The organism is Sphingobacterium sp. UBA3519 (genome assembly GCF_002377215.1).
In the GTDB taxonomy this organism is placed as follows: Bacteria; Bacteroidota; Bacteroidia; order Sphingobacteriales; family Sphingobacteriaceae; genus Sphingobacterium; species Sphingobacterium multivorum.
In genome coordinates, this window is record NZ_DFPI01000026.1 from 357,260 (window position 1) to 382,207 (window position 24,948).

Annotated in this window: 19 protein-coding genes; 14 read left to right on the forward strand and 5 right to left on the reverse strand. The window is 39.6% G+C overall.

From position 1 onward, the window contains the following. Positions 1-77: 77 nt before the first annotated feature. Together B3297_RS18665 and B3297_RS18670 are read right to left on the reverse strand one after the other, a co-directional pair. The gene (locus B3297_RS18665; RefSeq protein WP_286767118.1) at positions 78-302 is read right to left on the reverse strand and encodes a GNAT family N-acetyltransferase; all 225 of its coding nucleotides are present in this window, start codon (positions 300-302) and stop codon (positions 78-80) included. A 250-nt stretch (positions 303-552) separates the two neighbouring features. Beyond that, positions 553-1,008 carry a DUF1572 family protein gene (locus B3297_RS18670; protein ID WP_070565471.1) on the reverse strand — a complete coding sequence of 152 codons (456 nt, stop codon included), beginning with the start codon at positions 1,006-1,008 and terminating at the stop codon, positions 553-555. Between the two features lie 499 nt (positions 1,009-1,507). Here B3297_RS18670 and B3297_RS18675 point away from each other — a divergent pair, with 499 nt between their 5' ends. From B3297_RS18675 to B3297_RS18740, 14 genes are all read left to right on the forward strand, one after another. Continuing rightward, the gene (locus tag B3297_RS18675; protein WP_286779234.1) at positions 1,508-2,824 is read left to right on the forward strand and encodes an ATP-binding protein; all 1,317 of its coding nucleotides are present in this window, start codon (positions 1,508-1,510) and stop codon (positions 2,822-2,824) included. Between the two features lie 90 nt (positions 2,825-2,914). After that, entirely contained in the window at positions 2,915-3,514 is a 600-nt protein-coding gene (locus B3297_RS18680; RefSeq protein ID WP_046674552.1) for a TetR/AcrR family transcriptional regulator, read from the forward strand. 77 nt (positions 3,515-3,591) lie between these two features. Beyond that, positions 3,592-4,794 carry an efflux RND transporter periplasmic adaptor subunit gene (locus B3297_RS18685; protein ID WP_115045755.1) on the forward strand — a complete coding sequence of 401 codons (1,203 nt, stop codon included), beginning with the start codon at positions 3,592-3,594 and terminating at the stop codon, positions 4,792-4,794. 14 nt (positions 4,795-4,808) lie between these two features. Further along, the gene (locus B3297_RS18690) at positions 4,809-7,997 is read left to right on the forward strand and encodes an efflux RND transporter permease subunit (protein WP_286779235.1); all 3,189 of its coding nucleotides are present in this window, start codon (positions 4,809-4,811) and stop codon (positions 7,995-7,997) included. A 24-nt stretch (positions 7,998-8,021) separates the two neighbouring features. Then, positions 8,022-9,449, forward strand: coding sequence for an efflux transporter outer membrane subunit (locus B3297_RS18695; protein ID WP_286779236.1), 1,428 nt, complete (start codon positions 8,022-8,024; stop codon positions 9,447-9,449). Between the two features lie 290 nt (positions 9,450-9,739). Next, positions 9,740-10,222 carry a DUF4822 domain-containing protein gene (locus B3297_RS18700; protein WP_070565479.1) on the forward strand — a complete coding sequence of 161 codons (483 nt, stop codon included), beginning with the start codon at positions 9,740-9,742 and terminating at the stop codon, positions 10,220-10,222. 384 nt (positions 10,223-10,606) lie between these two features. Then, entirely contained in the window at positions 10,607-11,710 is a 1,104-nt protein-coding gene (locus tag B3297_RS18705) for a sensor histidine kinase (RefSeq protein ID WP_070565481.1), read from the forward strand. Then, a complete protein-coding gene (locus tag B3297_RS18710) occupies positions 11,710-12,471 on the forward strand; it encodes a LytR/AlgR family response regulator transcription factor (protein ID WP_286779237.1) in 762 nt (253 codons plus the stop codon). Before B3297_RS18705 ends, B3297_RS18710 begins: the two co-directional genes overlap by 1 nt. Positions 12,472-12,711: 240 nt before the next feature. After that, entirely contained in the window at positions 12,712-13,830 is a 1,119-nt protein-coding gene (locus tag B3297_RS18715; RefSeq protein WP_286779238.1) for an efflux RND transporter periplasmic adaptor subunit, read from the forward strand. A 184-nt stretch (positions 13,831-14,014) separates the two neighbouring features. After that, on the forward strand, positions 14,015-17,176 hold the full coding sequence (locus B3297_RS18720) for an efflux RND transporter permease subunit (protein ID WP_286779239.1): 3,162 nt from the start codon (positions 14,015-14,017) through the stop codon (positions 17,174-17,176). 1 nt (position 17,177) lies between these two features. Then, a complete protein-coding gene (locus B3297_RS18725) occupies positions 17,178-18,614 on the forward strand; it encodes an efflux transporter outer membrane subunit (protein ID WP_286767121.1) in 1,437 nt (478 codons plus the stop codon). Positions 18,615-18,919: 305 nt separating this feature from the next. Then, a complete protein-coding gene (locus B3297_RS18730; protein ID WP_286779240.1) occupies positions 18,920-19,195 on the forward strand; it encodes a hypothetical protein in 276 nt (91 codons plus the stop codon). A gap of 11 nt (positions 19,196-19,206) precedes the next feature. Continuing rightward, the gene (locus B3297_RS18735) at positions 19,207-19,788 is read left to right on the forward strand and encodes a DMT family transporter (RefSeq protein WP_286779241.1); all 582 of its coding nucleotides are present in this window, start codon (positions 19,207-19,209) and stop codon (positions 19,786-19,788) included. A 234-nt stretch (positions 19,789-20,022) separates the two neighbouring features. After that, positions 20,023-20,388: a VOC family protein gene (locus B3297_RS18740; RefSeq protein WP_286779242.1), complete on the forward strand. Its 366-nt coding sequence runs from the start codon at positions 20,023-20,025 to the stop codon at positions 20,386-20,388. Between the two features lie 72 nt (positions 20,389-20,460). Here B3297_RS18740 and B3297_RS18745 read toward each other — a convergent pair whose 3' ends face one another. The 3 genes from B3297_RS18745 to B3297_RS18755 form a co-directional block, all read right to left on the reverse strand. Then, a complete protein-coding gene (locus B3297_RS18745; protein ID WP_046674542.1) occupies positions 20,461-21,687 on the reverse strand; it encodes a DEAD/DEAH box helicase in 1,227 nt (408 codons plus the stop codon). Positions 21,688-21,848: 161 nt separating this feature from the next. Further along, a complete protein-coding gene (nhaA, locus tag B3297_RS18750; protein WP_286779243.1) occupies positions 21,849-23,018 on the reverse strand; it encodes a Na+/H+ antiporter NhaA in 1,170 nt (389 codons plus the stop codon). Positions 23,019-23,516: 498 nt separating this feature from the next. After that, the gene (locus tag B3297_RS18755) at positions 23,517-24,497 is read right to left on the reverse strand and encodes a hypothetical protein (protein WP_115045738.1); all 981 of its coding nucleotides are present in this window, start codon (positions 24,495-24,497) and stop codon (positions 23,517-23,519) included. Between the last annotated feature and the right edge of the window lie 451 nt (positions 24,498-24,948).

Sequence of the window (24,948 nt, forward strand, 5' to 3'; positions counted from 1 at the left end):
GGTCTTCGAGAAATCAACAGTCGATACAGGTAGAATGTTTGATGGTCTCGATATCTAATTGGGCTAAAGTTCACCTTTTAAAGCAAAGAATCAAAAACTTTCTGCTCCTTTTTTAGTATAAAACCACTATTTTGATAAAACTTATAGCTTTCGGTCCGAATGATATTGCATCTTACACGCAAACGGTAGCAATCGACAGACCTAGACCAATCGGATGCCGCATGCAATAATAATCGGCCTAACCCTCGATATTCTTCATCGACAACCAAGCCAATGATTTCTACATAAACACCAGTCTCCATACTGATGACCTGATGAAGTTGAATTCAGCCAACTGTTTTATTATCAATAATCCCCACAAATACAGCATACTCCTGCTACCGCAACAGATCCTCCAAAATAGTTTTCGTTCCTTCAATATCGGCTGGATAACCCAGCAGTTCGGTCAAGGTTGCGAGCTCCGGAGCATCAGATAATACCGCTTTTCTTATGTCCATACTATAAATTTGTTTCCTATGTTTTAGAACAAGAATAGGTTTACCAATACATTAACTATACCTCAGGTTGATCCAGTAGTCGCCGGTGATAGTTTATTTGGCCAAGGTGATAAGTTAGATGGGTGGTCAGATGAACAAGCAAATACTGCGTTGTTGTTTTTTCCTCAAACACGAGTATGGGATATATCTCAAAAAGGTTCTCCTCCGACAACAGATCCAGAGAACGTGTAACCACATCAATCGTATCATCTATCTGATCTAATAATCGTGTTCGAGGAATGTCTTTTAACGAAAACTCAGCCGCTCGATCTCTGATATACCCCGTCTTGCCTATTTCAGCACCAATATATGTTTGAAGATTTCCGATCAGGTGTAAACATAAGTTGCCAGCTGAATTGGAAATATCACGTTCAATAAGCCATATATTTCCTTCCTGTTTGTACAAAGAAATTTCATCACGCAGCCTGTTTAAGTCCCGTCGGAAAAGGTTTTTTAAAGTTTCTATAAGCATAGACTAAATTCAGATATATTTCTACTCAAAAAAGCAATTTCTATATCAACACATCAGCTTTAGCGTTAAATAGCCATATTGATACGAATCAGAAATATACATCTCCGCATGATATTATGTAATTTTAAACAACTTAAAGAGCTATAACCATGAAGATAGTTTCAAATTTCCCAAAAAAAACCTGGGTAATTTTTAGTGTAATAACAGTCACGACTACCATTCTCTTCGCCAAATGCGATAGCATATCCGATGGAAATGACAGATTGGGTTTTCCATTTCCTTTTTATGAATATATGGGTGGCAAGCGCTCAGTGGAACCTGAGAATCGAAGTAGTTTCAATTCTATTTATTTTCTTTTCGATCTTATTATCTGTTTTGGACTTGCTTATTTTTTCACGTTTCTAATCCAGAGATCTAAAAAATAGCGTACATTGAAATGGAATTAATCGACCAAATTATTTCCATCTGTTTTATACAAGTTTTAAGCTAAACCGTCTTTATGATGAAGAAAAGCACAAAAATAACGAACCAAAGTATCGAATCAGCAGGACTTCCCAAAGACCCTAAACATGCCATTGCTGAATATTTCTGGAATGGATTTGATGCAAAAGCCACACAGATTGAACTCTCTATAGACAGTAATGAATTAGGCTACATTAATCGTGTAAGCATACAGGACAATGGCGAAGGCATACCCCTAGAGACACTTTCTTCCTCATTTGGAAACTTTTTGGATTCTATAAAAAAAAATAGTCTCAAACGGAGCTCCTATACCAGAGGAAAAAAGGGAAAGGGTCGATTTTCTTTCTCGCTTTTTGCAACACGTGCGATTTGGGATACCGTTTTTCAGGAGAATGAATATTTCTCAAGCTACCGAATTCAAATTGATCGCGAAAGTAAAGAGCAATACGATATCAGTGAAAGCAGGCTGGTAGAATCTAAAAATACGGGAACGCAAGTTACTCTTGAAGGCGTTTTTGGACTTGATGCTACATTTTTTGAAAGCGACGACTTTAACAATTTCCTCGCACAAGAGTTTGGCTGGTTTCTCTACTTGAATAAGGATAGGAATTACGCCATACGCGTCAATGGGAAGCTATTAGCTTATGACCATTTAATCGAAGAGACAGACCAGCTTTCTTGGACAGGCTATAGCCCTGATCGTGATATTTCTTATCATTTTACCATCAATTACATTCGCTGGAACCAACAAATTGGTGATCGATATTATTATTATTTTCTGAATAGCGATAAAAAGGAAATTGCCAAAGTACTTAGCAGTTTCAACAATAACGCGATCAATTTCCACCACTCCGTCTATGTTGAATCTACCTTCTTTGATCATTTTGAACAACAAGATATCCTCCTATCTACAGAAGATAATCTTTTCTCGGGGAAGGCCAAACAAGTTATTTATCGGAATTTACATGCTGAGTTACGTGATTTACTGGATAGAAAGCAAAAAAAATATGTACTAGAGCACGCTGTCGCGGTAAAATTAACAGATCTAGAAAGAAAAGGCCTATTGCCCGAATACAGCAGCTCGGAACAAGATAAAAAAAGAAAAAACCTATTGTTAGCATTAATACAGGAACTATTTATTGTAGATCCACGCATTTTCTTCGGCATTAAAACAGACCTTATCCGCACCTATCTCGGTTTCATCGACTTGTTATTGCAGTCGGAAAAAAGCACGGAAATCCTCCCTATCATCGAACAGGCACTTCCTCTAACTGACAAAGAAAAGAATCGCATAAAACAGCTTATAACCCGCGCTGTGAACGATGAAAACACTTCTTCCGAGCAGAAAAAATAATACATTTTTATTTAATGACTTTTAGATGTCAATAAATAAAATTAAAAGTATCACTTTTGCTTAACACTGTTAAATTATTTACGCATTAGCATGGGTAGCAAAGAACGCATACAACGGCTCAAAGATGAGAATAGAACTAATATTCTAGATGCTGCGCTCCAAATCGTCAAAGAAGAAGGATGGCAGGCCTTGAGTATGCGCAAAATTGCAGATATCATCGAATATACTGCCCCCATGATATACGAGTATTTCGCCAATAAAGATGCCATTCTGATGGAGCTTGCTAACCAAGGTTATCTCCTGCTTGCCAAAAAAGTAAAACAAGCCAAATCAACTGAAACCGATTTGGAGAAACAATTAGAAGCAATGTGGTTTAGCTATTGGGATTTCGCCTTCGAAGAACGCGAATTGTACCAATTAATGTTCGGTGTGGGAACGGCCTGTTGTGGTTTTGAAAAAACCTATAAATGTGCTGAATCCCATGGAAAATTGATAAGTGATGTCATCCGTGAAATCATGAAAGAGAAAAACCCATCCGAAGAATTGATCTGCAGGAAGTATTTTACGTACTGGTCAATTATACATGGATTGATTTCGATCAATTTGGTAAACCAAGGCAATGGCGACAATACCAATCAAGAGGTTTTAAAGGATGCTATTTACGGCATCACACGCTCCCTGACTGATTAATTTTTTTACACCAAAAAATACAACGTTAAGAAATCTAACACCGTTAAATATACCAAAACTTCAATTTTTAATATCACATGAAAACAAATCTATCACCAAGTCTTAAAAGGATTTACGTTCCAACACTTAACAGTGTTAAACGAATTAATATCGTAAAGACTGCATATGTGCTCAGTGCAATCTTTCTATATAGTTGTTCAACAGGCACGAGCAAACCCATTGATCCACCACCGGTTAACCTTCCGGTCGTTACCATCGAGAATGGTAACGAGACGGTTTATCAAGAATATCCAGCAACTATTGAAGCTTCGGCCAATATTGAGATCAGGCCACAAGTCGAAGGGATTTTGGAAAACATCTATGTCGATGAAGGTGCTAAAGTAAATAAAGGTCAGGCGCTTTTTAAGATTAACGACCGCCCCTATCAGGAACAATTAAATCAAGCGAAGGCAAATTTGCTAGCAGCAAAAGCTTCCTTGGAAAACGCCGAGTTAGAAGTGGAAAAGAAAACAAAGCTGGTGAACACCAAAGTACTGACAGACTTTCAGTTAAAAACTGCAATTAGCGCACGTAACGCCGCTAGAGCAAATGTACAACTGGCACTGTCGGCGGTTGAAACGGCAAAAATCAATGTCGGATACACGCTAATACGGGCTTCAGCCGAAGGATACATCGGTAGATTGCAGCGCAAACAAGGGAGTTTGGTGGGACCTACAGACTCCCAACCACTTACAGCATTGTCAAATGTAAGGGATCTCCATGTCTATTTCTCATTGGGAGAAAATGACTTTATCGCATTCAAAAACAATACAGAAGGTAGTAATTTACAACAAAAGCTTCACAACCTACCTCCGATCAGCTTAGTTCTTTCGGATCAGACAATTTATGATCAGAAAGGAAAAATTGATATGGTGGATGGCCAGTTTGACAAAAATACCGGTGCGATTACCCTCCGCGCGACGTTCAACAATCCGGAAGGGGTTTTACGTAACGGAAATACCGGCCGTGTAAGACTACAGAAGAAGTATGCACAAGCATTATTGGTACCTCAACTTGCTACCCTTGAAATGCAGGATAAAATCTTCGTTTACACCGTTGGCAAAGAAAATAAAGTTGTTCAACAGCCCATTACTGTCATCGGAAAAAGTGGTGCAAATTACCTCGTAAGCAAAGGACTGAATGCGGGAGATCGGATTGTCTACAAAGGCATTGACCTGCTTCAGGATGGGCAGAAAATTACGCCACAAGCTTTATCAAGGGATAGCATCAATTCATTATAATATTAGAAAATCACATGCTTAAGAAATTTATAGAAAGACCTGTACTTGCTACCGTTATCTCCATATTACTTGTCATATTGGGGGTGATTGGTATCCTTAAACTGCCTTTGCAGCAGTTTCCCGATATTGCACCGCCCGCGGTGCAAGTAACGGCATTATATCCTGGGGCAAATGCCGAAACGGTACTCCGTGCCGTAGCTCCCTCACTCGAAGAGTCAATCAACGGTGTTGAAAATATGAGCTACATGAGCTCTACTGCCAGTAACGACGGCTCGTTAATGATTACCGTATATTTTAAACTTGGCACTGACCCTGACCAAGCTGCTGTGAACGTCCAAAATCGTGTGGCTCAGGCAACCAGCCAATTGCCCGCTGAGGTTGTACAAGCCGGAATTACAACAGCAAAACAGCAAAACAGCTTGATCATGGTATTGGATCTCTATACGGAAGATCAGAGTAAATACGATCAGACCTTTATTACCAACTACGCGCAAATCAATATTATTCCCGAACTGAAACGGATACCTGGTGTTGGACAAGCATTGGCGTTTGGTGGTAGCAAAGACTACTCCATGCGGGTATGGCTTAATCCAAATCAAATGGCGACCTATAAACTAACGCCTGAGGAAGTTATGGCTGCAATTCAAGATAAAAACGTTGAAGCTGCTCCTGGTAAATTCGGCGAGAGCAGCCGTGAAGCTTTTGAATTTGTGATCAAATATAAAGGTAAACTCAACCAACCAAGTGACTACGAAAATATTATTATCCGCTCCAACACTGAAGGTTCAGTACTTAAACTCAAAGACGTCGCTCGTGTTGAACTGGGATCCTATACCTATGCGAGCCACACCCGTATCAATGGCAAAGCAGGATTGAATATTGGGGTAATGCAGCTGGCAGGTTCGAATGCAAATGAAATTCAGATCGCGATTCAAAAATTCATGGAGAAAGCCTCTTTAAGCTTTCCGAAAGGTGTCAAATATCTCGTTTTATACAACACAAAAGATGCACTTGATCAATCTATTGACCAAGTAAAACATACACTAGTTGAAGCATTTATATTGGTATTTTTAGTTGTCTTTCTATTCCTTCAGGACTTTAGATCGACATTAATACCAGCGATTGCAGTACCAGTAGCCATCGTTGGAACATTTTTCTTCATGCAGCTCTTCGGCTTTTCAATCAATCTATTGACCTTGTTTGCCCTGGTGCTCGCCATTGGGATTGTCGTCGATGATGCAATTGTGGTCGTCGAGGCAGTGCACGCCAAGATGGAACATGAAAATCTCCCACCTAAGCTCGCTACAACATCTGCCATGAGCGAAATCACCGGGGCAATTATCTCGATTACATTGGTGATGTCTGCCGTATTCCTTCCCATCGGCTTTATGGAAGGTTCTACCGGAGTGTTTTACCGACAATTTGCTTTCACGTTAGCGATTGCAATCGTTATTTCAGCAATTAATGCCTTGACACTAAGTCCTGCGTTATGTGCACTCTTCTTAAAACCAACGCATCATGGTCATTCTGATGCTAAGAAACTTAATTTCAAGGAACGTTTCTTTGCTGGATTCAATGTTGGATTTGACCGGTTGACTAAAAACTATTTAGGTAGTCTACGCTTCTTGATCCGTTACAAGTGGGTTGCATTTGCAGGATTGGCGATTACCCTACTTTTGACAATATTTATGATCCGTAAAACACCTACTGGATTTATTCCGTCGGAAGACCAAGGATTTATTGCCATTTCTTTATCCATGCCTGCAGGCGCTTCGTTAGATCGTACTTCTGGGGCATTAGCCGAAGCTGAGAAGCAACTTCAACATGCTGATTTTACCAAAACTTTAAATGTACTTGCTGGTTTCAATATTTTAACACAATCCACAAGTCCTTCAGCGGGTGTTGCATTTATCCTCCTTAAACCACATGAAGAACGTGGTCAGATAAAAGACATCAATGCGATTATGGCCGATGTGAATCAACGCCTGGCAAATATCAAAGGTGCAAATTTCTTTGTCTTTACCTTCCCTACAGTACCAGGGTTCAGTAATGTTGACGGTCTCGATATGGTATTGCAGGACAGAACCGGTGGACAACTTGGAAAATTCAGTGGCGTAGGCCAGAAGTTTATTGGCGAACTGATGAAACGTCCTGAAATCATGATGGCTTTCACAACCTTTAAAGCGGATTATCCACAATATGAGCTCCAGGTAGATGATATCAAGGCAGAGCAACTTGGCGTAAGCACAAAAAGTATATTACAAACCATGCAGGCCTATTTTGGTAGTGCCCAAGCTTCAGATTTTAATCGTTTTGGAAAGTACTATCGTGTGATGGTCCAAGCTGATGCCAAGGATAGAAGTGAACCTACTTCAATGGACGGTATTTTTGTAAAAAACAGATTAGGTGATATGGTTCCCATCAATACATTAGTCAAATTAGAACGTGTATATGGACCGGAAACAGCATCGCGGTACAACTTGTTTAATTCAATCGGCATAAATGCAATACCAAAACCCGGATATAGTTCTGGAGACGCTATCCGTGCAGTTGAGGAAGTTGCAAAACAACAATTGCCTACTGGATTTACCTATGAATTCTCAGGTATGACCAAGGAAGAAATTGTCTCCGGAGGACAGTCTACATTGATTTTTATTCTCTGTCTGATATTTGTTTACTTCTTGCTTGCGGCACAATATGAAAGCTACATCATTCCATTAGCGGTTATTCTCTCCATTCCAACAGGCATATTTGGCGTCTTTGCAGCAATTAGCTTCACTGATATCGCCAACAACATCTATGTACAAGTTGCACTTGTCATGTTGATTGGTTTACTGGCCAAAAATGCCATTTTGATTGTGGAATTTGCTATTCAGGGGCGCAAACAGGGGCTATCGATTCCTAGCGCTGCACTTAAAGCCGCAAGATTACGTTTGAGGCCTATTATCATGACTTCTTTAGCCTTTATTGTTGGTATGATTCCAATGATGACAGCCGTAGGTCCGTCTGCTCAAGGAAATCATTCCATCAGTATTGCCGCTGCGGGTGGGATGTTCACCGGAGTAGTTTTAGGACTCTTTATTATCCCGATTCTCTTTATTTTCTTCCAATTTATCCAAGAGAAAATAGCTGGTGTCCCGAAGCAAAAGCAGTATGAAAGCGAGACCGCTTCGTTGGAAATACCCGTGCATACAAACAATTAGTATATCATGACAAAATTTAAATATATGAATAGTAAAGCAAAGTTACTGACGGTTTTCATCTTATCTTTTGTCGCATGGTCCTGTAAAACAGATAAGTTGGTCAGCAATCAACACCTTGCCCCTAACTTACCCGAACAGTACCGCGACCAAGCTAAAGCTCCGCAGGAAACTAGCATTGGCTCTATTCCATGGCGTGATTTTTTTAAAGATCAAATCCTACAGACATTGATTGACAGTGCAATACAACATAACTTAGATATGAAGCTAGCACTGAAAAACATAGAAGCGTCTCAACTTAGCCTGAAACAAGCAAAAGCGAACTATCTTCCCTCAGCCCAGCTACAGATCAGGGGAAATAGCACCAATCCATCCAATAACAGTATGAATGGATTGAGCCTCGGACAGTTTTTAGGCCAACATCATGTGGAGGATTATACGGCATCCTTAGGTTTATCCTGGGAGGCCGATCTATGGGGTAAAATCAAAAATCAAAATATCGCTGCTTTAGCTTCCTATCTGCAGACAGAAGAAGCTAAAAAAGTAATTCAAACCCAATTAATTGCACAAGTTGCACAAGGTTACTATCAACTGCTGATGCTATATCAATTGCGTGATATTGCCAAACAAAACTTGCAATTAAGCGATACAACCTTACGCATCGTCCAACAGCAATATGAAGTTGGTGACATTACGCTGCTTGCGTTGGAACAGGTTGATGCGCAACGATTGTCCGCAGCGGCGTTAATCCCTGACTTTGAACGGCAGATCACTATTCAGGAAAATGCCATTCAGATTCTTAGCGGAAAACTCCCACAAGAGATTAAGACAGCGGAAAAATTGACAGACATCCAGTTCCCCGAAGAGCTAGCAACTGGCATACCAGCTGATTTGTTGAGCCACCGTCCGGATGTAAAACAGGCCGAACTAGCTGTTACAACTTCACAGGCCTATCAACAGTATGCAAAAGCGCGCATGTATCCTTCCTTGGTGATTAGTGCCGAAGCTGGCGTAAACGCATTCAAAGCAAGTAATTGGTTCAACTTGCCCGCGTCATTATTTGGTGCAATTACAGGGAGTATTACACAACCTATTTTCCAACGCAAGGAATTAAAAACGCAATATGAGCTGGCGCGTGTCGAACAAGAAAAGAATGTATTGATCTTCAAGCAAAAAGTAATTTCAGCCGCTGGGGAAGTATCCGAAGCTTTAATTTCAATTCAAAAATTGAAAGAAAAACAAAAGATTACTTCGGATAGAACGACGCGTTTAAAGCAAGCGACAAAGCATGCCAATCTTTTGTTTGAAACAGGAATGGCCACCTACTTGGAAGTAATCACAGCGCAAAGCAATATCTTACAAAGTGAGCTCGAACTTGCTCAGGTAAAAAAAGCGGAGCTTTCTGCTGTTGTTGATCTATACCGCTCATTGGGAGGTGGATGGAGCAATAACTAATACGGTATAAAAAGCAATTTTCTAATTTTATTTTACATATCTGGTAGATGGGGGGCCCTTAGGGTCCCCTGTTTTATTTTTATCCGAAGTTCATTTTTACACCACCTTTAACATAACGCCCTGTAAAGCAAACTTCAAATCAGGCAATACATAAGCTTTTTCTATTTTTTAGAATTTCTTCAACAACCCGATCGCATTCAATTTATAAATCCTTCAAACCTTGGAATAAAAGAGACAAATGCAACTGAACCAATGCGATTACTTTTGTTTCATAATATAAATTTTATAAAATGAGAGATTTAAAAAAGATTGCACTAGCGGTATGTATCGCCTTAAGCACATTAGTAGCGGTGAGCTGCAGTAAAGATGATGAAACTGTTGTTGAACCCCAGCTTACCCCAAGCGAAATATTAGCCAGTACGCCATGGGAAACAACAAACGCAAAGAATAATAAAGGTGAAAGTGTAGTATTAACAGATGCTAACGTGGCAAATTTTGTAGGATTTGCTTATTTCAAATCTGATGGTACTTTTACAATGTTCAATCTTGACAATTCTCCAAAAATGCACGGCGACTGGACCGTATCTGCAGATGGTAAAACGAGAACAATTGTTGCTAAAAATGCTGCTGGAGAAACGTTGTTTACTCGTGTGGTTGATATTACGGTATTAACAAAGAAAGAATTCACTTATAGAGTTTATCCAAACGCTAATGACAAAACGATCTATTTCGATATCATCCATACACCAACAACTCATCAAGAGCCAAAATAATTTATTAGATAACACATCGAAAAAATAGTAACCACAATAAAACAGAAAGGCTTGACGAAATGATGTCAAGCCTTTCTGTCTATCGCTAAAAACGAATTCCATATTCAAAGTCACTCTTTGACACGATTAGATCAAATGATTATAAAACAAAAGATAACTACAAGATTTACAATATATTAAAAAAATATCACAGGGATTTCATTATGAATTATACACTGATAGGCCAAGGTTAGATCATCTATCAGCCTTCGTCAATATACGCCTGAGTGCATCAAATTGATATTTCAGTCAGGGCTTTATACGCTTCAGCAGAAATTTGTCGTCCAATACTAAAAGGAATTACGAAATTTGCATAGATTTCACCGATACAGATAAGTTAAAAGAATGCAGGATATAGCGATCTATAAAAACGATAAGACTCTAATTAGTACAAATAAAAAAAGGCTGATATTTACCTTTCTGTCCTTTCTGCTTATTTATCTCGTTGCCTATATTATTGATCCTTTCTCGAGTTGCTGGGATGGCTATTTTAAACGGAATATGTTTGAAATACTCGGTGAATGGACATTTACGATCATTTATAGCTTTATCATTTCCGAATTTAGTATCATTGTCCATGACAAGCTTAATAAGTTCTTAACCTGGAAAGATAGTCCGACAGAGCGACTTCTACTTGAAACCGTCATCAACCTTTTTGCAGTACTCTTTATCAATTTACTTCTGGAGTACCTGATTTCAAAATATTATTTTGGACCTCAAAATGTTACTATAGCCCCATCTTTGGAGGAAAAAAGGGGGATGATTCAAAACATTACAATCAGTGTATTGATTGCGTTGATGATCATGGGGATCAATATTGGTAGTCATTTGATCACCAACTGGAAGAATGAATCCATGCGCGCTGCAAAGCTTGATCAGGTCATTCTTGAAACAGAACTTCAATCGTTAAAATTACAGATCGACCCCCATTTTGTCTTTAATAACCTGAGCGTGCTCTCAGAAATCATCCTCGAAGACCAACAATTAGGCTATGAATATGCAGAAAACTTCTCCAAAATATATCGCTACCTTCTTGTCAATTCCAAAAAGGACATTATCTCACTCGAAGAAGAACTCAACTTTCTAAATTCATACATATTTCTCATCAAAAACCGATTTGGCGATGGGGTAAACTTCGAAATAAACGTCAATCCCGCCAAACGCAATTGCCAATTACCTCCTCTTACCTTACAGTTATTGGTAGAAAATGCATTAAAGCATAATCAGACAAATAAGAGAAAACCGCTGAAAATTAAAGTCTACACCAACGCCCAGAATCAACTTGTTGTTGAAAATATATTAATTCCTATTGAGAATGTATCCGAATCATCGGGAATCGGAATTTCAAACATCATTAAAAGATACGATTTGCTATCCAACTTAAAACTGCAAATAAAGAATGATGGCAAAACATTTAACGTTATCCTCCCACTTTTAGCGCAAGCATAATGAATATAACCAAAGTATTAATCATCGAGGACGAAAAACTCAATGCCGATCGTTTAAAGCGACTTTTGAAAGAAATAAAACCATCCATCATTATTTTGGATGTACTTGATAATATTGCGGATAGCATCAATTGGTTCAATAGCAATGAACTTCCCCACCTGGTCATGATGGATATTCGTTTATCCGATGGCTTAAGCTTTGAAATATTAGAGACTATAAAAATAGACTGCCCAATCATATTTACAACAGCATTTGACGAATACGCTGTGAGGGCTTTTAAATTCAATAGCATAGATTATTTGCTCAAACCTGTAGAAAAAATAGAGCTGGGAAATGCCATCCAAAAACTTGACTATCAAAAAGATCTCCAGATCAACCAACAACCGCTTCAAGGTTTATTGGATTTTATCTATCCAAAAGATTTTCGCTCACGTTTTCTAATTCCATTCAAAGACGGTTATAAGACCATTCTCGTCGAAGAAATATTATACTTTTACTCCGAATTTAAACTTACCCATGCGCAACTCAAATGTGGTACTGTCGAAATTGTCCCTCAAACAATGGAAGAACTCGAACAGCAATTGAATCCAAAAGTATTTTTTCGCGCCAAAAGGCAATTCATTGTACATATAGATGCGATCAAAAGATTACATAACCACTTCAACGGAAAACTAAAAATAGAAATTAAACATAACGATCAAGTGGAAATCCTTGTGAGCAGAGAAAAGGCTCAACTGCTAAAAAATTGGTTAGACTATTAATGTTAAAACTGATCCGCTTGCTCCTTTTTTCGTCAGAAAGGTAAAGTAAGTTTTCGCGATGAAGAAGGGATGTTAATCTATAAGCCCAATATCTTCAACACAATTGGATCGTACCATTTAATATCGTAAAATTCAGCTCACCACTGTGACGTTTCAGTAAGCAATTGTAACGTCTCGGTAGATTTCTTTGCCTTATGGCTTAAAAGAATTCTTTTCTTTGTTTCATTATAAAATGATAAAATGGCACAAAGAACGATGACTTTAAAACCTTTCCTTACACTTATTACAGCAGCAGCATTATTATCGTCCTGTGGAGGCAACCAAGATCAACCGCAAGAGCAGGCAGTTACTGTTGACTTTATCGAATTATCTCCTACCCACGCGGAGACCGAAAAAAAATATCCTGGTACATTAGAGGGGACCGTCAACGTCGATGTCAAAGCGCAAGTAACTGGATATCTGGATCAGATTTATGTCAAAGAAGGAGACTATGTATCCCAGGGTCAACCCCTTTTCAAAATAAAAGCTGATGTCTACAACGAACAAGTAAACAACAGCAAGGCAGCTTACCAAGCTGCTTTATCGGTAGAACAAAACGCGAAATTGGAGATTGAAAAAATCAAACCACTTGTTGAAGGTAAAGTGTATACCGAATTACAGTTAAAAACTGCAGAGGCCAATTATGCCGCAGCTAAAGCACAGGTAGCGCAAGCACAAGCTGCACTCGGTTCATCTCAAATAAATGCCAAATTTACGTTGATCAATGCACCAGTGAGTGGTTATATCGGCCGTATTCCTAATCGGATCGGAAATTTAATTACCGCAGCAGATGCGACACCGTTAACAACGCTATCTGAAATCAATACCGTAAATGTGTATTTTTCATTGAGTGAGGCCGATTTTATAGCCTTTATCAAAGATCAGAATAACAAATCATCCAATCAACAAGCAACGCTATTACTAGCTGATGGAACGGCATACAACCATTCGGGGAAAGTAGAATTAGCCAGTGGTAACATCGACAGAACAACCGGAAGCATGGCACTTAAAGCAAGTTTCACCAACCCTGATAAAATTCTCCGTTCGGGTGGTTCAGCCAAAGTAATCTTGAAAAAAGCGCACGAAAACGTATTGTTGGTACCTATGGCGGCTGTCAAGCATATTCAAGATCGCTACTTCGTTTATGTTATTGGCGAAAAGAACAAAATTTCCATGAAACAGATTGAAATTGCGGGAAATACCGCCAACGCCTATTTACTTAAATCAGGACTTACAGCTGGTGAAAAAATCGTTATGAATAGAATTGACATGCTTAACGATGGAATGCAAGTTCAACCGACTAAAAAATCCACCATGTAACCAGATGGAGCGTAGATAGCAACGACAGAGCTGCTGAAAAAGTTCCTTTTTAAATATTTGGGAGAAATCTAGGCAATAGCAATCATGGCAAAAGCTGCAACGTCCAAAGAGCGGTAACACGCCTATACGTTCCGTATGCGTTTTTAAAAAATGGTACTAAAAGCTTTATAAAAATTATACTAAAATGTTAAAGAAATTTATTGACAGGCCAGTTTTGGCAACTGTTATATCGATCATATTTGTCATACTGGGGGTCATCGGTCTTTTTAGGCTGCCCCAAACGCGATTCCCGGATATCGCCCCGCCCACGGTCCAAGTTACCGGAAGCTATCCCGGAGGAAATAGTGAAACAGTATTGAGATCAGTTGTTACACCCCTTGAAGAACAAATCAATGGTGTGGAGGACATGGAATACATTACATCGACTGCAAGTAACGATGGTACATTCTCTGTGCGCATTGTCTTTAAAGCAGGTGTAAACCCAGATCAAGCAGCCGTCAACGTGCAAAACAGAGTACAACAGGCTACTCCGATCTTGCCACAGGAAGTTGTCCGGATGGGATTAACGACCTCCAAGCAACAAAATAGTATGATCATGATATTTAATATCTATACAGAAGATAATAAAAAATATGATGAACTATTTTTACAGAATTATGTGAACATCAACTTGATCCCACAGATCAAGCGTGTTCCCGGGGTCGGTCAGGCGATGGTATTTGGTTCCAAAGACTATTCGATGCGTGTATGGTTGAATCCGCAAAAAATGGCAAGTTATGGACTTGTGCCGCAAGAAGTCATCGCTGCAATTTCCAAACAAAGTCTGGAATCTGCACCTGGAAAATTAGGTGAAGAATCAAAAGCACCTCTTGAATATGTTATACGCTATAAGGGGAAAAAGAATCTTCCAGAGCAGTATGAAAACATTATCGTTAAAAACAATAATGTCCAGATCGTACGTTTAAAGGATGTGGCACGTATTGAGTTTGGCTCGATCAGCTATAGCGGTAATTCCCAAAATAACGGTCTCAATACCGTCACCATCGGTATATTCCAGACATCAGGCTCCAACGCCAATGAAATTGAAATTGGAATCGACAAACAGATTGAAATAGCGCAACGCTCATTCCCTCCTGGAATCAAGATTTTTAAATTGATCAGTACCAAGGAGCGCTTGGATGAAAGTACAGCCCAAGTACGCTCGACATTAATTGAAGCCTTCATTTTGGTTTTCCTCGTTGTATTCTTATTCTTACAAGACATACGATCGACTATTATTCCAGCAATTGCAGTCCCTGTAGCTATCGTAGGTACCTTCTTCTTCTTGCTCGTATTTGGCTTTACCATCAATATATTGACGTTATTTGCCCTCGTACTCGCCATTGGTATTGTTGTCGATGATGCAATTGTCGTTGTCGAAGCAGTACATGGAAAGATGGAGACTTCCAATTTAACAGGTAAACAGGCTACCCATAGTGCCATGAGTGAAATCACGGGAGCTGTAATCTCCATTACCTTGGTGATGTGTGCAGTTTTTATTCCCATTGGATTTATGACAGGTTCATCGGGCATGTTTTATAAACAGTTTGCCTATACTCTTGTGATCGCCATTGTGATCTCTGCGATCAATGCATTGACGCTGACACCTGCACTATGTGCATTATTACTTAAAAATACACACGCCGAAAATCAAGATGGACAGACCTCAAAAACTGGCTTTTCTCAGCGTTTTTTCAAAGCGTTTAACGCAGGCTTCGAAAACATGACCAATCGATACGTTGGTTCATTAAAATTCCTTGCAAAGAAAAAATGGATTTCGTCACTTTTGATCCTGGCTACAATTGGCGTTGCGGGGTACCTCATGACAAGCACTTCCAAAAGTTTCGTACCAATGGAAGATGATAACTTTGTCGTATACAGTTTGGAAATGCCCCCAGGAACGGGACTGGACCGAACAACAAAAGCAGTAGAAAAAATCGAAAAACTACTGGCCGATATCCCTTCGATTGAAAGCCATACAAGTATTACTGGATTCAATATGATCGGTAACAACTCCAGCGCAGCCTATGCGACAGGATTTATACGCTTGAAAGATAAAAAGAAACGTGGTGAGATGAACGATATTGATCAGATTCACCAAGTTATCTCACAAAAATTATCCAGTGTCAAAGAAGGTAACGCAATGGCATTTCGCTCCCCTCCTGTTGATGGTTATGGTATGATGAATGGCGCGGAACTCGTTTTGCAGGACAGAGCTGGTAAATCGCCGGTAGAGCTCAAAGCAATGTCCGACTCCGTTATTGCGCAGATTATGAAACAACCGGGAGTGCAATTTGCCTATACCATGTTCAGAGCAGATTATCCACAGATGGAGTTAGAAGTAGATGAAGACAAAGCGGCCCAACTTGGCGTAGATGTCAGTGAAATGCTTTCGTCCGTTCAAACTTACTTTGCGGGTGACCAATCATTGAATTTCAATCGTTTCGGTAAATTCTATCGGATAGCAGTTAAAGCTGATGGCATTTATAGAACCGATAAAGAAGCATTCAACGAAATATTTGTCAAGAATAATCTTGGCCAAATGGTCCCTGTAAATACCTTGGTCACACTTCGTAAAGTGTATGGTCCTGAGTCGGTAACACGTTATAATTTATACAATTCACTCACAATAAACGTTGTTAGTACGCCTGGCATCAGTAATGGTGCGATCATGGAAACATTGGAGAAAAATGTATTGACCAAGTTACCGGGAGACTACAGCTACGAATGGACGGGACTTAGTTTGGAAGAGAAGTCTTCAGGCAATCAAACCGTACTTATCCTAGCATTAAGCTTGCTATTTGTATACTTATTACTATCAGCACAGTACGAAAGTTATTTATTGCCTCTTGCCGTCTTATTATCAATCCCAACAGGGATGATCGGTTCTTTCTTAGGAACACGTGCCATTGGATTGGACAACAATATCTACGTCCAGGTCGGCTTGATCATGCTCATCGGTCTTTTGGCAAAAAATGCCATTTTGATTGTCGAATTTGCATTACAGCGAAGAAGAGCTGGCTCCTCTCTCATTGATTCGGCCTTAGAGGGGGCACGAGCTCGTCTACGCCCAATCCTGATGACTTCATTGGCTTTCATTGCCGGTATGGTACCTTTAATGTTTGCGACTGGCGGAACGGCCACAGGTAACCATTCCATCAGTACCGGAGCAGCAATGGGTATGTTAAGCGGTGTTGTCCTTGGGGTAATCATTATACCGTTACTATACCTGGTATTCCAATATTTGCAAGAAAAAGTTTCGGGTAAAAAACTTACGGACAATACAGTACACAATACAAACGATTAAAATGAAAAGATTTCATCACTATATAACAATTTTCGCAAGCACTACCCTGTTGTTGTCCGCATGCAGCGTGGGCAAAAAATACACCCGTCAGGAGATAGCAATGCCCGAAAATTTCAAAAACAGCGAGGTTGTCGTGACGTCTGATACGCTACAGCTATCCTGGCGTAACTTTGTACAGGATCCCCTGTTGACATCACTCATTGAAAAGGCTTTGTCCAATAATACGGACGTCAATGTAGCACTCCTGAACATGCAACAATTGGAACTCGCGTACAAGCAGTCTAAGAAAGGATTACTACCAACAGCTGATTTAAGTATTGGAGCGAGTAGAACCTGGTTATCGAGCAACTCTTTAAATGGCTCACTAAGTGACCAATTTATCGGGACGCCTCATATGGACGATTATAGTGCTACGCTCAGATTGTCTTGGGAAGCCGATATATGGGGAAAGGTAAAAATGCAAAAAGAAGAATCCTTGGCCAATTTTTTTGGCCAAAAGGAAAATTTATCGGCTTTGAAAACCCGGGTTATTGTACAGGTCATCCAGTCATATTACAATCTGATTGCTTTGGATGAACAGCTTAAGATTGCACAAAGAAATGTTCAATTGAGCGATAGCACACTGAATATGATACGTTTGCAATACAACTCATCACTGGTCAGTTCGCTTGCTGTGGAGCAAGCCGAAGCTCAGAAGAAAACTGCTGAATTATTAATTCCCCTAGCCCATCAAAATATGGCGGTCGAAGAAAATGCACTGAGCATTCTTTGCGGAGGTTTCCCCGAGGGCATTCAACGTACAGCAAGTTTAGATGATACGATTGTTGGAGACGGACTTGCCGCAGGGGTACCGGCCGAACTATTAAGCCGCAGACCAGATGTCAGAGCAGCTGAATACGCTGTTGTGGCTGCGACAAGCAGAATGGGACTCGCTAAAGCAGCAATGTACCCCTCCATAAGCTTGACTCCATCCATTGGTACAAACTCCATTCAATTTAGCAAATGGTTTGATCTACCGGGTTCTATTGTGAAAACAATAGCAGGGAATATTGCTCAACCGATTTTTCAGAAAGGGGCCTTGAAAACAAACTATGAGATATCGGTCATCGAACGCGAAAAGATAGCTTTGCAGTTTAAACAGTCGGTTATGGTCGCAGTTTCGGAAGTTTCTGATGCCTTGGCAAAAATCAAACATACAGAACAGCGCCTGCGACTTATCCACGCCAAATCAAATGCCCTCGCCAAAGCCACCGCTGATGCGGCCTTACTTTACAAAAGTGGGATGGCAAACTATTTGGAAGTGATAACTGCCCAAAACAATGCACTTCAAAATGATTTGGAACGTATTACAGTAAAACGGGAAAAGCTCAATGCGGCCATAGATCTTTACCGTGCACTGGGGGGCGGAACGGATACTTTACCGCCAAATACGCCATAAAAGCAGAAAATAAAAAGCACAAAATAAAGGCAACTGAATAAATATACGCCCCTAGAAGCAAAAACTTCCTAGGGGCTTTTTCATTACTTTTTTGCAGCTGCGCCCAAAATTCCCTATCTTCGGGTAAATACAAATATGATGAATAGAACGAGTTGTCTTCCTCCTCCAGTAGCGTAATATTTTTTCCCGATATTACTGAAGCCCAATACCAGAAATGGACCGATTTGCTGTGCTTCTTATTTTCTATCAATTTTATTATTTAACATCTTTCGTCCTTATTGGACGGAACTGGAAGACAATTTCTTATGAAACATTCATATTTCATGCTGCACCTTGCTGTGCTGTGCCTGGGACTATCTGGCGTATTTGGAAAAGTGATTTCACTCAACGAGGGGATACTCACATGGTACCGTGTATTTTTAGCTGCCGTTATCCTATTTTTTATTCTAAAATGGTATAAAATACCTACAGATTTTACTTTCAAAGAGAAACTGCATATTGCAAAAAATGGGCTACTATTGACAGCACCTGGCTATTATTCTATGCTAGCATCAAATATTCAAACATTTCCATCGGCGTGATCTGCTACTGTATGGCAAGTTTTTTTACCGCTATTTTTGCACCGATGATCAATAAAACGAAATTTAGATTGTCTGAACTTCTGTTGAGTGGACTTACGTTGTGTGGGATAGCACTGATATTTCACTTCGATACCTCACACCAGCTTGGCATAGTCTTAGGGATAATTTCTCCGGCTTTTGCCTCACTCTATGCGGTTCACAATGAAAAATTGACCAAAAAGTACAATGCAATATGCATTAATTATTATCAAATGATCGGTGGAACAATAGGGCTGGCATGTCTACTTCCTTTTTACATTCAGCACTATCCAATCAGCACTTTCATTCCCAATGCCCTGGATATTTTCTATCTGATCATCCTATCTTTATGTTGCACTGTGGGAGTCTATCTCGCATTTACAGAAATCTTAAAGAAGATATCAGCATTTACATTGAACTTAAGCTTAAATCTTGAGCCAGTATATGCTATTTTGATTGCATTTTTACTTCTTAATGAAGCAAGAGAATTAAACCTATCCTTCTATGTTGGACTGTTTTTGGTTGTTTCATCTATGTTATTGCAGTATTGGATCAGCAGTAAAAAGAGCGCTTAACAACCTCCATTCATTTCCCAGTCCAATGAAGATTGGGAAATGAATATTGTTTCCTCCTTGTGCCAAGCAGGTAGCCCCGATAAACAGGTAGCCCCGAAAAAACATGTTGAAAAGAAAAATGTGTGTCATTTTCAACAAAGCATTATATTTATGAAACGATTCGGGTTTTAATTCCAAAACCGGCACAACCGGTCAAGCAATTTATTATATATACATTAAATAGATAGTTCCGTTATGAGCAATAGCAGTACAGAAAACAAATTTGTCAACCAGCAGATCCAATACCTTGAGTTTGTATCAAGCGACCTTGAACGTGCCAAAGCATTCTACTCAACGAGTTTCGGTTGGGAGTTTACGGATTACGGACCAGCATATACGGCTTTTGGCGGAAAATATGTTGATGGTGGTTTTACACTTGGTGACCCCAGAGATGGCAGTATTCTCGTCGTTATCTATGCCGACGATCTACAGGCTACGCGTGATCAGGTTATCCGTGCTGGCGGGACCATATTAAAAGATATTTTTAGCTTTCCCGGGGGAAAAAGATTTCAGTTCCAGGATCCTGATGGATATGAATTAGCCGTATGGACTGTTGAATAAAAGTTAAATACAATATATACTCAAATACAAAGCCCCCATATTTTTCTCATATGGGGGCTTTGTATTTTAAAATCAGGCTCTTTTAGCTTTCTGATAGTTTTTATTTTTATTCCTATTGAAACGCTTCTTCTTATGCTGTGGATTCTTTTTGGCAGGATTGTAAGTAGGTCCCGCTTCAAACCCCTCTGGCAATGGAAGTTGTTCAATCGGATAACCTATTAAATTCTCGATCTGAGCGAAACGGTTTTGGTCTTTCTCATTGACAAAGGTAATGGCTGTTCCTGTAGTTGCTGCCCGTGCCGTACGTCCAATACGGTGTACGTAGTCTTCCGGATCCGGTGGAACATCGTAATTAACGACCAAACTGATCCCCACCACATCGATACCGCGAGATATCACATCTGTCCCTACCAGTACCCGTACCTGACGAGACCGGAATCTAGCCATGATATCTTCCCGTTTCGACTGCTCGAGATCCGAATGGAAACCCTCCGCATCAATCCCCTGCTTCTGTAATTCCTGAGCGAGAAGTTTGACCGTAGTTTTTTGGGACGCAAAAATAATAACAGATACATAGTTCGGATCCTTCAGTATATTCTTCAGAAGCTCCATTTTCTGTTGATCATACGCAAGATATACACGTTGATCTATCCCTTCCGAAGGTTTAGAAATGGCAATATTAACTTCCACAGGCTCTTGCAGAATTTTTCGGGCAAAAGATCTGATCTTCATCGGCATCGTCGCCGAAAACAAAAGCATCTGCTTTTTCTTCGGTAGATAACTTACAATACGTAAAATATCGTCTTGAAATCCCATATCCAGCATACTATCGGCTTCATCCAAAACAAAGTGCTTTAAATGAGAGAGATCAATCTTCATGGAGGTAAGATGGCTTATCAACCTTCCCGGAGTAGCAACAATAATATTTACCCCCTCTCGTATGGCCCGTTTTTGCTGTTCATACCCCATACCATCACCACCACCATAAATGGCTATGGATGTTGCACCCGTATAATAAGACATGCCCATAATCTGCTGGTCAATTTGCATAGCAAGTTCCCGGGTCGGAACAAGGATAATAGCGAGGATAGATTCCCTTGAATTCCGTGCTATTGCATCGAGGATCGGCAACATATAAGCTGCTGTTTTACCTGTACCTGTCTGTGCACAGGCAATCATATCTTTTCCCTCTTTAATAATCGGGATGGTCTGTTCTTGGATCGGCGTAGCCTCCTCAAACATCATACTTTCTAAACCTTCTTCCAAAGCCGGAACAAAGCCAAATTCATCAAATCTCAACGTATTGTTTTTATTGTTGTGCCCTAAATTACTAAATCTAATTCATAAAAGTCTAAAATTAATACCTATAGCTCGTTATCCGCTTTCAAATAGATGCCCAAATAGGATTAATCTTTAACCTTCGACTGCTATCTATTCAAAATCTAATCAATAACCCCTGTTTACTTTGCAGCTGACACAGCGCTCAAAACGACGTAGCCTAGCAGGCCGGCACATAAAGAAGCGATCAGAACCGCGAACTTGGCCTCTTCAATCAGCATGCTATCATCAAAAGACAGTATCGAGATGAAGATCGACATCGTGAAACCGATTCCCCCCAATAAGCCTACTCCAAAAATCTGTTTCCAGCCAGCCCCTTCCGGTAATTGCGCAATCTTCAACTTCTTCGCAATATAACAGATCAAAAATATACCAATTGATTTACCAGCGATAAGACCAAAGATAATACCAATCCCCAATTTTGAAGTCAAACCACCAATCATTTCCCCATGGATTGGAATAAGCGTATTCGCAAATGCAAACAGCGGAATGATAATAAAATTGACGGGTTTGGTCAATAGATGCTCCAATTTTTCCAGGGGAGATTCTTCCGCATCCGGTGTTGTTGGTAACGTCATAGCCACCAACACGCCAGCTATTGTTGCATGAATTCCCGAGTGGTGAACAAAGTACCAAATAAATAGACCCGGAATAAGGTAAGCCCATATCGCTTTAACGCCCAGTTTATTCAACACGATCAAAAACAGAAAGATGCCTAAAGCAATAAATAAATAGGTCGCATGAATACCATTGCTATAAAAGATCGCAATGACCAAAATGGCAAGTAAGTCATCAACAATGGCCAGAGCAGCCAAAAAGATTTTAAGACTGGCAGGAACCTTATTTCCCAGAAGCGTGATAACAGCTAAAGCAAATGCAATATCCGTCGCCATAGGGATACCCCAGCCGTTTGCCGTATTGGTTCCCTGATTTAATACAAAATAAATGATGGCTGGCAAAAGTGCCCCACCAACCGCAGCCAAAATGGGCAGGATTGCTTTACTTGGCGATGAGAGTTCACCCTCTACAATTTCACGTTTTATCTCGAGCCCCACCAGTAAAAAGAAAATAGCCATCAAACCATCGTTGAGCCACAATAACCACGAATATTTTAAATGAACATGATCGCTCTCAAAGCCTACTTCCTTGTTCAGGAATTCCATTACACTGGCATACAAAGGTGTATTTGCAACGATCAATGCTAGAATAACACAGGAAAAAAGTATAATTCCACCTGCAAAGCTGGATTTTAAGAATTCTCTAAAGACAGTTAAATTGATAAGTTTTGACATGATTTGAATATCTAAAAACGCTTACAAAGGTTCACAAGATACGATTTTTAGGACCATTTACCGAATTCGAGCGACGATATCCCGGGCTATATCCAATGTAGCTACCCTTTTATTTTTCGAACCTAACAAATCAAATGGGAGAAACAGACATTATACATTAAATTTTTATAAAAAGCTTTGTCATTTTTTAATGAAATAATTTGGCTTTGTTGCAAAAAATACTTAGCTTGCTACTATAGTTAATAAACCGTTTATTATGTGCAAGAAGTGGATTTTCATGGTACTTCTTTTCGTGGCAAATTTTACATATGCGCAGACGACAGAGGATAAAACCCAACATTCAGGTTCCCATTACATTATTTTAGCAATCATCGCTATTATTGTCATTGTTTATATATTATACAGGAGGCAAAAGAGGAAATTTAATGAATAANNTTATTCATTAAATTTCCTCTTTATACCCTTCTCTTTCCTATCGACCTTTCAATGCCTCACATCTTAATCCCGAATCGGTTCATTCGTTTGTGCTAATCGTTGCGATCCCGTATTTGCCGGACATGCAATATCGTCTGTTGCATCGTATACAAGCTTCTTGCCATTCAATTTTGTAATCAACTCTTGAGGGACATACACCTGAACTTTGGTAATCGCATAACCACTTGGAAAATAGCGAACATAATAACCATCGGGGTGAAGCGTCCAAATACCACTTGGCACGTCCGTACGAGGTTCAGCCATACCAGCTAAGATTGCATATTGTTCAAAATCAGCGTACGAATAGTTTCCTGAGGAAACGAGCTGCCGAATATTATTTTCCGCTTCAAAGATTGTCTGTACTGCAGGAGGCATTTGGTCTTTTGCCTTTTGGACAACATCGAATGGCAAAACGCCGAGCGCACCACCTTCCAAATGCAAAATTTGTTCAGCTGTAAGCAATTTTAAGGCTGTCTCTTTCACCGGACCCGAATAATCAATAAATTTTGTCTTCGCTATGATCGTCCACAATAGCATCTGTATGTCAGATTGTGCAACTTCCGGGTGCTTTTCAGCACTTTTCAAAATTGCAATGACTACTTCTCTCTTCTTGCCCAATGTAGGTGCATACATATATCCATCACCTTTCGAAGGCGCATAAGTACCTGCTTTCAAGCAATAGCTCTTATTGGTCATTTCAAAATGTCCAGCCTCCAATAAGTAACCATCATTGCCATTCTTTTGCAAATTTTCTAAAGGTTTATAAACAGCCGTATTTTGAAAATCGGGCATTTGCTCCCCCTTCCTATTCACATCTTCAAAACTTGTACTAATCGCTTCTGGTTCCTTTAGCAGTTTATCCAAACCCAACATTTTGCTTCCCTTGGAAGCAACGGCTTTGCTTGCCTTATCCAATAGCCCTCCAAATTGAGCCGAGGCTCCTTGGATATTAAATAAAAAAGCAACTGTAAGTATAACGACACCGGTTATTCTATTTCTTTTCATAATTGATTTCATTTCAGCTCTTGTCCACAAAAAAGAAGCCAATTTAAATCACCAACACAATATTTATAATTTATTAATTCATTGTTTGCACACATTGCCGGATTTCACACGTCATTTCAAGATCCTCTTCATCCTTTGAAATTTCAGACCATACAGGTTTTCAAAAGAAGCTAAAAACAGTTGATTTCCCCAACATTACTCTCCGCAATTTCTCCTGAAACTGATCACCGTAAATAGTTAAAAATACAATATTAAAACGTATCTTTGCAGCATGATTAATGTGTCAAATCTCTCCTTATAAATCCTATTAGCCTAAATATCAATATAATAATCCTATAAAAATTTACTATTATAAATTATTTGTAAATTTTTCATTTGTATATCAAGTACTTACAATATAATTTACAATATCCATTTGGATAAGTTGATATAAGTTTATACATTTGAAGTG